9 protein-coding genes and 2 pseudogenes are annotated in these 8,527 nt (G+C 67.8%); 3 read left to right on the forward strand and 8 right to left on the reverse strand.

What is annotated here, in order from left to right; genetic code table 11:
• Positions 1 to 13 precede the first annotated feature (13 nt).
• Positions 14 to 388, reverse strand: coding sequence for a gas vesicle protein GvpO (locus tag ACZ5ID_RS24445; protein ID WP_468901678.1), 375 nt, complete (start codon positions 386 to 388; stop codon positions 14 to 16).
• Between the two features lie 195 nt (positions 389 to 583).
• Here ACZ5ID_RS24445 and ACZ5ID_RS24450 point away from each other — a divergent pair, with 195 nt between their 5' ends.
• Both ACZ5ID_RS24450 and ACZ5ID_RS24455 read left to right on the forward strand, forming a co-directional pair.
• Entirely contained in the window at positions 584 to 1,678 is a 1,095-nt protein-coding gene (locus ACZ5ID_RS24450; RefSeq protein WP_468901681.1) for a histone protein, read from the forward strand.
• 3 nt (positions 1,679 to 1,681) lie between these two features.
• On the forward strand, positions 1,682 to 2,791 hold the full coding sequence (locus ACZ5ID_RS24455) for an SRPBCC family protein (protein WP_468901683.1): 1,110 nt from the start codon (positions 1,682 to 1,684) through the stop codon (positions 2,789 to 2,791).
• A gap of 126 nt (positions 2,792 to 2,917) precedes the next feature.
• Here ACZ5ID_RS24455 and ACZ5ID_RS24460 read toward each other — a convergent pair whose 3' ends face one another.
• The 6 genes and pseudogenes from ACZ5ID_RS24460 to ACZ5ID_RS24485 form a co-directional block, all read right to left on the reverse strand.
• Positions 2,918 to 3,091 (reverse strand): CsbD family protein, encoded by a 174-nt coding sequence (locus tag ACZ5ID_RS24460; protein ID WP_406551861.1) that lies wholly within the window; start codon positions 3,089 to 3,091, stop codon positions 2,918 to 2,920.
• A gap of 388 nt (positions 3,092 to 3,479) precedes the next feature.
• The gene (fabV, locus tag ACZ5ID_RS24465; protein WP_468901686.1) at positions 3,480 to 4,688 is read right to left on the reverse strand and encodes an enoyl-[acyl-carrier-protein] reductase FabV; all 1,209 of its coding nucleotides are present in this window, start codon (positions 4,686 to 4,688) and stop codon (positions 3,480 to 3,482) included.
• Between the two features lie 424 nt (positions 4,689 to 5,112).
• Positions 5,113 to 5,487: a thiol-disulfide oxidoreductase DCC family protein gene (locus ACZ5ID_RS24470; protein WP_468901689.1), complete on the reverse strand. Its 375-nt coding sequence runs from the start codon at positions 5,485 to 5,487 to the stop codon at positions 5,113 to 5,115.
• Between the two features lie 149 nt (positions 5,488 to 5,636).
• Entirely contained in the window at positions 5,637 to 6,599 is a 963-nt protein-coding gene (locus ACZ5ID_RS24475; RefSeq protein ID WP_468901691.1) for an ADP-ribosylglycohydrolase family protein, read from the reverse strand.
• A 206-nt stretch (positions 6,600 to 6,805) separates the two neighbouring features.
• Positions 6,806 to 7,030: pseudogene (locus ACZ5ID_RS24480) on the reverse strand (hypothetical protein); the annotation flags it as partial.
• Between the two features lie 165 nt (positions 7,031 to 7,195).
• Positions 7,196 to 7,588 carry an ATP-binding protein gene (locus ACZ5ID_RS24485; protein ID WP_468901714.1) on the reverse strand — a complete coding sequence of 131 codons (393 nt, stop codon included), beginning with the start codon at positions 7,586 to 7,588 and terminating at the stop codon, positions 7,196 to 7,198.
• A gap of 363 nt (positions 7,589 to 7,951) precedes the next feature.
• Between ACZ5ID_RS24485 and ACZ5ID_RS24490 the strand changes: the two genes are divergently transcribed.
• Positions 7,952 to 8,362, forward strand: coding sequence for an FKBP-type peptidyl-prolyl cis-trans isomerase (locus ACZ5ID_RS24490; protein ID WP_468901694.1), 411 nt, complete (start codon positions 7,952 to 7,954; stop codon positions 8,360 to 8,362).
• Positions 8,363 to 8,377: 15 nt separating this feature from the next.
• Here the strand turns inward: ACZ5ID_RS24490 and ACZ5ID_RS24495 are convergent.
• Positions 8,378 to 8,527 (reverse strand): annotated as a pseudogene (locus ACZ5ID_RS24495) (IS5/IS1182 family transposase); the annotation flags it as partial.

Below are 8,527 nucleotides of genomic sequence, written 5' to 3' on the forward strand. Positions count from 1 at the left end.
CCGGCGGCCCGGTTCAGGTCTGCCGGTCGATCATGCCGCGGCTGTAGCGGCGAGTGCGTTCGTAGGAGATCAGCTCGCCCTCCTCGTCCAGCGCGACCCGGTAGCTGGCCATCACGCTGGTGGTGTCCGGGATCCGCTCCAGCTCGACCACCTCCACCTGCGCCTCCCACCCGTCCTCGGCCGGCTTCAGCGAGGAGACCGATTCGGGGAAACGGCCCAGGAGTTCCGCGAGTTGCTCGGCCGCGGCGCGCATCGCCGCAGCCGCACCGGTCGTACCGGAACGGCGGCGCGGTGCGGGGCGCCGGGGTGCTTTCCTCTCCGGTTCTCCGTCCTCACGGGCGGGGTGCGGCGAGGCGCGCCCAGGGCGTGCTGACTCCGCTGCGGTCATGGATCCCTCCTCTGGGAAGACCGCCTCACAGAACCTAGAATGTCACTATATCCGCGTATAAGTCTCGCCGTAGGGGCAGAAGTTTTTCACGGACCGCCCTGGCCGGACACCCACTCCTCGGTGGGCGAACGCAGCGGTGTAACCGCCGCCCTCGGGAGAGCAACCAGTCCATCAGTGCCCTGGTAGGGGATGATCATGGAGGACACCAGCAAGATCGCACTCGGAGCCGCTTTGGCTGGGGGTTACCTACTCGGCCGCACGAAGAAGGGCCGCCTGGCGTTCACCGCGGCGACCTATCTCGCCGGGCGCCGCTTCGGACTCGGACCGGGGCAACTGCTCAAGGAAGGCACCTCCCGGCTCAAGGAGATGCCGCAGTTCGCCGACCTCGGTGAGCAACTGCGCGGCGAAGCCCTCGACGCCGGCCGCCAGGCACTGGCCGCGGCGGCCAACCGCAAGCTCACCGACCTCGCAGGGTCCCTCCACGAACGCACCCGGGAACTGTCCCGCAGCGGCGCCGGCCGCGACCGGGACGAGGAGGACCAGGACCAGGAAGAGGAGCGCTCCGAGGACGAGGACGAGGAGCCGTACGAGAGCGAGGACGCGGAGGGCTACGACGAGGAGGAAGAGGAAGACGAGGAGGGCGCCGGGCCCGAGGACGAAGCAGCAGAAGAAGAAGAGGAAGAAGAAGAGGAAGAGGAGCCTGAGGAGGAGCCTGAGGAGGAAGAAGAAGAGGAAGAAGAAGCACCTTCCCCGCCGCGCCGGACCCGCGCCCCGGCCCGCGCCCGGGGCGCCAGGACCCCCGCGCCCGCCAAGAAGGCCGCAGGGCGTCCCGCCCCCGCGAAGAGGGCCGCCCCCGCAAAGAAGACCGCAGCTGCCAAGCGCGCACCGGCGAAGAAGACGGCCCCGGCCAAGAAGGCTCCGGCGAAGGACTCCGCACCGGCCCGAAAGACGGCGGCGAAGAAGACGACCGCGACGACGGCGAACGCGCGGAAGACGACCGCGAAAAAGGCCACGCCGACGAAGGCCGCCGGCGGCCGGACTGCGTCGAAGAGCGCGTCCGCACCCGCGAAGAAGAGCTCCGCCCCCAAGGCGGCCCCGTCGAAACCGGCCGCGAAGAAGAGCAGCGGCGCGCCGCGCAAGAAGACAGCCGCTCAGAGCCCCGGGCGCAAGAGCGCCGCGTCCAAGTCCGCCGCGTCCAAGACCGCGGCCAAGAAGACCACCAGCCGCACGCCGGCCCGGAAGACGGCCGCGAAGAAGACTGCGGCCCGCAAGACGGCCACGCGGAGGTAGGCCATGGCAACCTCAGACCGCTCCTCGTCCCAGCCCTCGGGGCTGGACCAGCTGCTGAAGGAAGCGTCCGGGTACCTCGGCGCCCAGGCCGACCAGCTTGCCGACAAGGTCACGGACAAACTCTCGGACCTCACCGATCAGCTCTACGACGTCGCCGACAACGGCGGCAGCCTCTCCGACGTCGCCGGCATCGGCGGTCGCCTCCTCCAGGGCGACTCCCCCTTGAAGGCCTTTGCCGGGCAGAAGCTCGGCAACCTCAAGGACAAGGTGACCGACACCGTCTCCCAGGGCCTCGGCGGCGGCAAGGGCCGCGGCCGGAAGAGCGGCGGCAAGGTGGTCAACATCGTCGAAGCGCTCGACGTCGGCCTCCCCCTGCGCACGGTCTACGATTTCTGGACCCAGTACGAGGACTTCAGCGGATTCGCCAAGGGCGTACGCGACGTCTCCCGAGGCGAAGAAACGGAAAGCGACTGGAAGGTCAAGGTGGGGCCCTCCACCCGGAGCTGGAAAGCCACCGTGCAGGAACAGATACCCGACGACCGCATCGTGTGGACCTCCGAGGGCGCGAAGGGCACCACACGCGGCTGCGTCAGCTTCCACGAGCTGGCTCCGACACTGACCCGCATCGTCATCGTCGTCGAGTACTACCCCTCCGGGCTGTTCGAGAAGACCGGCAACCTGTGGCGGGCACAGGGCCGCCGCCTGCGCCTCGACCTCAAGAACTTCCTGCGCCACACCACCCTCACCACCGACGAGCCGGAAGGCTGGCGCGGCGAGATCCGCGACGGCGAGGTCGTCCGGACCCACGAAGAAGCCATGGAGGACGAGGAGAACGAGAACCAGGACGAGGAGGAAGGGGAAGGGGAAGACGAGGACGAGGGCGAGGGCGAGTACGCCGACCAGGACGACGGCGCCGCAACGGACGAGGAAGAAGACGAGTACGCGGACGAGGAAGAGGACGACGGGGAGTACACGGACGAGGAAGAGGACGCGGAGTACGCCGGAGAGGACGAACCGGAGGGCGAACCGGACGAGGAGGACGAAGAGGACGAAGAGGAGGAGGAGTACGAGACCTCCCCGCCCCGGCGGCGCCGACGCTCACGCTCCAGGTAAGACCGGCGGGTAACCCGCCCACCTGCCGGCGTGTCCTCGTACGCGGCGCACCAAGCCCCGCGCGAAGGCGGGCGGGGGCCGACGAAGGCCGGCGGAACATCCGCCGGCCTCCTCGACACCTGAGCGTCAGTGCTTGAGCGCGTCCTTGGCCTTCTGACCAGCCTGCTTGACGTCACCCAGCGCCTGCTCGCCCCGCCCCTTGGCTTCCAGGCTCTCGTTTCCCACAGCCTTGCCCGTGGTCTCCTTCACCTTGCCTTTGGTCGTTTTCCCGGCATTCTTGACCTTCTTGCCTGCTCCCATGCCTCTCACCTCCACGCCCGCCCGGCGCAACGCGGGCTCGCTCCTGTCGTACCCCCCGTAAACATCCATACGCATAACGGACTAAATATGTGAAATGGTACGCCTCATTGGTGTCACAGGGTAGCCCTCGTCGCTCGTACCGGGCCATGCATCGCGCCTGAGCAGAGGCGAGATCCACCTTCCCCTCAGCCGGTTTGTCGGGCCGATGCGAGGTGTGGGGAGTGCGCGCGCTCGGAGATGGAAACGAAGGTCCGCAGCCGCCACAAACCTGGGCTCTACGGCGGCCGGCCCCGGCATTCGCCCCAGTCGACCACCGTCAGCACCGCGCAGTCGCGTCAGCGAAGACGTGCTCGATGCCCGACGCGATCTGCGGCAGTCGCGGCGCGGGTCAAATGGTGAGGGCGGGCCAGGGAACGTCGGTTTCTACGGCGGCGGTGTAGTCGATGCCAGGGACAGAGAACCCGTAGAGTCTGCGGACTTCGTCGCTGAACCAGTCGAGGTCGGCGAGTTCGGTGATGGTCTCGCTGGTGGCGGTGCTCCAGCGGTCGGCCACGGCGTTCTGCACGGCTGGGGTGAGTTCCCAGGTGTCGAGGCGAACCCGGCCCTCGGCGTCGAGGTCGAGGGGGCGGGCGCCGGTCAGCTGGTCCCACAGCTGCACCAGTTGACCGATCGGGTCAACCATGGCGTCGCCCAGGACGCCGCGCAGCAGCCCGACGTAGAGGGCAATGCCGGGGATGGCGGTGGAGGACTGGGTGACCGCAGCGGCGTTGACCGAGGTCACGGCCCGGCCGCCCAGGGTCTTGCCGAGGCGCTCGTCCAACGTACGTGCGGTGGCTTCCAGATGGGTCTTTGCGACGCCGATGGTGCCCTGCCGGTAGATCGCCCCGGTGAGGGGCGAGCCGATGTAGGAGAGGGCGGCGGTGGTGAAGCCGTCGGCGAGCAGGGAGCGGTCGGCCAGGAACGTGATCCACCGTTCCCAGTCGGCGCCGCCCATCACCGCTACGGTCTGCTCGATGTCGTCGCCCTCAGCGGGCGCGGTGGTGACCTCTTTCACCTCCGGGACACCGTTCTCGTCGAAGACGAGGGTCTTGGTGGTGAACGGCGAACCGATCGGCTTGAGGACCGACGCATACACGTGACCGGTGTCCGGGTCAGTGCGGCGAGGGGCGGCCACTGAGTAGATCAAGAAGTCGAGTCGCCCCCCGAACCGCTCGACCAAGAGGTCAGCAACCTGCTCCTTCACCGTGTCGCTGAACGCATCGCCGTTGACGAAGACCATGTCCCGGCCGTGCTGTTGGGCGAGCCGAGCGGTGGCGGCGGTGCGATACCAGCCGGCTGTGCCGGTGCGGCGCGCGGGCGCCTTCTCGAAGCACACGCCGATGCCACGGATACCGACACGGGCCAGGCCCGCGATCGTGGCGGCCAGGCCGTATCCGGCGGACGAGCCAATGACCAGAGCCACCGGCCCCTCGCCGCCGTTGGTGACCGGGGCGGGGACGGCCTGCCACATCTCGTCCACCACCTGCTTGCAGCCGACGGGGTGGGAGTCGAGGAAGAGGAAGCCCCGGCTCTTGGGCGCAATGACGCGTTCGCTCACGGTGTGCCGTCCCAGCTGTCGTCGCGGACAAGGACGCGGCGGCTACATTGGCCACCTCGTCCTGCCAGTCTGCGGCCGTCCGGATGAACACGATGATCTTGGCCGGCACAACGATGTCCAGCCGGGCTTGGAGGGTTCCACTAACTCGGGCGGGGAAGCCGGCGGGACCTGAGTCCTACCCCGAGGGATGGGACCAGCCGGGCCCGCGCTCCGGCGACTCTCTCTGCACTACGCCGATCTGCGGTGCCACCAGACCCATGCCCTTGCCCTTGCCCTTGCCCTTGCCGGAGAATCGTGGCGCGGGTGATGCGGTTCATCGCCTCGGCGAGTTAGTCACCGCCGCTTCGGGCCGGCCCATTCGCGGGGCAGGTCGAGGACCCTTGCGGCCAAGTCGAAGACCGCTGCTCGGCTACAGGCCACCCGCTCAGCGCTTGGGCAGAGCGCAGGCCGGGGTGCCTCCGGGCATGCGATGACGCTGGTTTGCGATGAGTCGGTACACACCATGGGCAACCCACCGCATGGGAGGCAGCATGAGCAACGCACCCGCCAGCGTCCACGCTCCGCCCGCGCTCAACAGAGCCTTCGCAACAGCCTGGGCACCTCCATACATCGCACCTCCGGGAGTCACCCACAGCACTTCATGCTCGGCTCGTGTTGCGGTGACGCCAAGATCTCCCAAGTCTGCGAACTGCCAAGGAACGGTTTGGCAACGAGGCCGTAGGCGTCGCTCAGCGAACCGCACCGAGGTAGAGCAAAAGCCGCAGTCTCCGTCGAAAACGAGAACAGGCTGATTCCTCATTACCTCATCATGCCGCGCGTACAGCCCTGGCATCGCTCAGTTCCGGCCCGCTTGGCCACCCGGTCAAAGCCCTTGCGATAGCCGAGGAGCCGGCGCACGCACTCCGACCGGCAGGGCAGGGTGTTCCGCCAGCCCCTCCGCCACTTTCGTCAACAGCCCCTATTCGTACGTAGATCACCAGTGTGGGTAGCTTCGAGGCGGTGTGCGAGGTGGAGGAGGTCTGCCAGGTGCAGCACCCGGCCGAACCCCGGGAGAGGGACATGGAGCGGCTGGGTCCAACGGGCGGGGATGGCATCCAACCCGTAGTACGCCCCCGCGAGGCCTCCGGTCACCGCGGCGACGGTGTCCGTGTCACCTCCGAGGTCGATCGCCACACGTATCGCGTCCTCAAAGCTGGTGGTGGTGCGCAGTGCCCAGACGGCGGAGCCCAGGCAGGACCAGACGGCACCGTTGAACTCGGTCGCCTGATCCGGGTGCCAGTCAGGGGCGAGGACTACGGCGTAGCGGTCGCGGTGGTCGGGGTGAACAAGAGCCAGGATGTCCGGGAGCGCGGCGAGGGGGTCGGTGTCCTCGAACGTGACACGGATCAGTTCGTGGAAGATCGCGGTGCCTTCCCAGGCCGCGCGGTCACCGTGGGTCAGGGCCGCGATGCGGCGGGCCGCGTCCATGGTGGCTTCCTGGCCATCCGCCGCGAAGTGGACCGCGGAGGTGGACGCCCGCATCAGGGAGCCGTTTCCCGCAGCTCGTTGGTTGACCTGGAAATGGATCGCGGCGGCGAGGTCCCAGGGCATGCCGTTGGTCAGAACGTCTTCGGTCTGCAGGCCGATGTCCTTCGGTTCCGACGCTGCCCACCGCTGGAAGCGGGCAAAGATGTCCGGCAGATCCAGTCCGCCCCGTTCCAGCAGCGACTCCGCGACCAAGACAGCCATCTGCGTATCGTCCGTGGCCTCGCCCGGATCCCACCCGCCTCCCCCGCACATCTCGCCACCAGTACCGGGCGCAGGAAACCGTGCGGAGAACACTCCCTGAGGACCGAACTCGAAGGGGCCGCCCAGGGCATCACCCACCGCCGAGCCGACGACCGCGCCGGCGGCCCGCTGAATATGCTTCATTCGCGCAGGTTATCTGTGCGACGCGGGCGGCTGCGCGGCCTGTTCTTTTTCGGTATCCGAACCATCGGCGATGAACTCGCCACGTCCGCGCAGATGCGCCACCTGGGACACCGTGGGTTTGAGACACCCCTACAGATCGCACAACCGCATCCAGGTTTAGATTCAGGTCATATACCGGCAGTTGCTCCCGGGGCTGGACCGCGGTCCGGCACGGTGGTACATGCTGATATCGGAGCGATCCATCGGTTGGCACCGTCCATCCACGTGGTGGCCCAGCACAGCTCGTAACCGAGCTGGAGCAGGGATCTCCCAAGCTCTGGGTTGAGCCAGACCCGCAAGGGACGCCGCCGAGCGGAGAGCGCTCTTTGTCCTTTGGAATTACCGTCGTCGTCCCGGGGCACTCTGAGCGCGGCGTAGCCAGCTGCCTCGCGACGCACACCGACTCCACCCGCGCACCGTACGTTCGCCGACGACCCCACCTCCGACACTCCCCGCCATGAGCCCCAGTCTGGCCGACGCCGGGCACACACGGGGCCGCTGGGCGATGAAGCTGGACAGCAGCGCAGTCACCGCGCACGGAGGGTTCTCACCAGGAATCATCCAGCTGACGCTGGTGATCCGTCCGATGGAGTGTCCGAAGGCGGTTGGAAGCAGGCTGTGACGTCCTTACCCCGGGGGCAACGGTAGACCTTCCATTCGTCGGCCAGAGCGTCGATGAGAAGCAGTCCGCGTCCACCGGTGGCTCCTTCGTCAGCGTGACGGGGTTCCGGCACCCGGGGCGACGCGTCATGGACCGTCACATGCAGACACTCCTCGTCCCAGGTGAGGAGGAGCTGAGCGTCGCTCCCCGCATGAATATGAGCGTTCGTGACCATCTCGGACACGGTCAGCACGACGGAGTCCACCAGATCCGGCGCGGCCCGGTCCCAGCCGAGCCTCGCGAGATGCCCACGCGTCCAGTCCCTTGCCGTCTTCACGCCGCTGCTGATCGGCAACGAACGCGCCCACCCGACAGCTCTCAGTGAGGGTTCCTGCGGCACTGTCTCTCCTTCCGCCAACTACGGTGCTCATCTGCGTCTGCCCGATGCCGCGGCCTTGATGCGGTTCTGGCGGGCGGCGGCGCAGAACTGGCTGACGGCGTTGCGGGAGGCGTCGCCGTGAAACCCGCGTCGAGAAAGGGCCGGGGACAATGCGGCGGCTCCGCGGCGCCGGAGGGCCCCAAGGATGTGGCCACTGGCTCGGCGTGCTTCAGGGGCCGGCCTTCTCGGTAGCCTGGCCATCTGCTGCGCGGAGTATCCATATGTCCGGCTGGTCCGTGCGAGGGCTCCCCCATGGAGAGTGATGAGGCTGCAATGAGTGAACTGACGAAGCCCGAGGTCGACGTTCCGGAGGGTGACGCCCCTACTGAGCTGACCGTCCGGGACCTGGTCATCGGCGACGGCCCCGAGGTGAAGCCGGGCATGGTGGTCAGGGTGCACTACGTCGGGGTGACCTTCGAGTCCGGGAAGGAGTTCGATGCCTCCTGGGACCGGGGCGAGCCGTTCAAGTTCGCCCTGGGCAGTGGCAAGGTCATCAAAGGCTGGGACCGGGGGGTGAGGGGGATGAAGGTCGGCGGTCGGCGCGAGATCATCGTTCCCCCGCGTCTCGGCTACGGCAAACAGTCGCCGTCGCCGTTGATCCCACCGGGCGCGACCCTGGTCTTCGTGGTGGACCTGCTTGACTCGTACTCCAGCACAACCGGGTGGAGCAACAGCAACGGCTAGGGGCTTTCGTTTGGATCACTGTGCGGACCAGAGGAAGATGCCTGCGATGTGGAGTCCGGCCAGGTAGATCGCGGCCGTCTTCTCGTAGCGGGTGGCGATGCCGCGCCACTGCTTGAGGCGGTTGATGCACCGCTCGACAGTGTTGCGCTGTTTGTAGGCCTCACG

This window comes from Streptomyces sp. NPDC031670 (assembly GCF_055580545.1).

Coding starts and splice junctions, on each gene's coding strand:
- ACZ5ID_RS24490 (WP_468901694.1), top strand. CDS start 7,952: ATGAGTGAACTGACGAAGCCCGAGGTCGACGTTCCGGAGGGTGACGCC.
- ACZ5ID_RS24455 (WP_468901683.1), top strand. CDS start 1,682: ATGGCAACCTCAGACCGCTCCTCGTCCCAGCCCTCGGGGCTGGACCAG.
- ACZ5ID_RS24460 (WP_406551861.1), bottom strand. CDS start 3,091: ATGGGAGCAGGCAAGAAGGTCAAGAATGCCGGGAAAACGACCAAAGGC.
- ACZ5ID_RS24450 (WP_468901681.1), top strand. CDS start 584: ATGGAGGACACCAGCAAGATCGCACTCGGAGCCGCTTTGGCTGGGGGT.
- ACZ5ID_RS24445 (WP_468901678.1), bottom strand. CDS start 388: ATGACCGCAGCGGAGTCAGCACGCCCTGGGCGCGCCTCGCCGCACCCC.
- ACZ5ID_RS24470 (WP_468901689.1), bottom strand. CDS start 5,487: ATGAGGAATCAGCCTGTTCTCGTTTTCGACGGAGACTGCGGCTTTTGC.
- ACZ5ID_RS24475 (WP_468901691.1), bottom strand. CDS start 6,599: ATGAAGCATATTCAGCGGGCCGCCGGCGCGGTCGTCGGCTCGGCGGTG.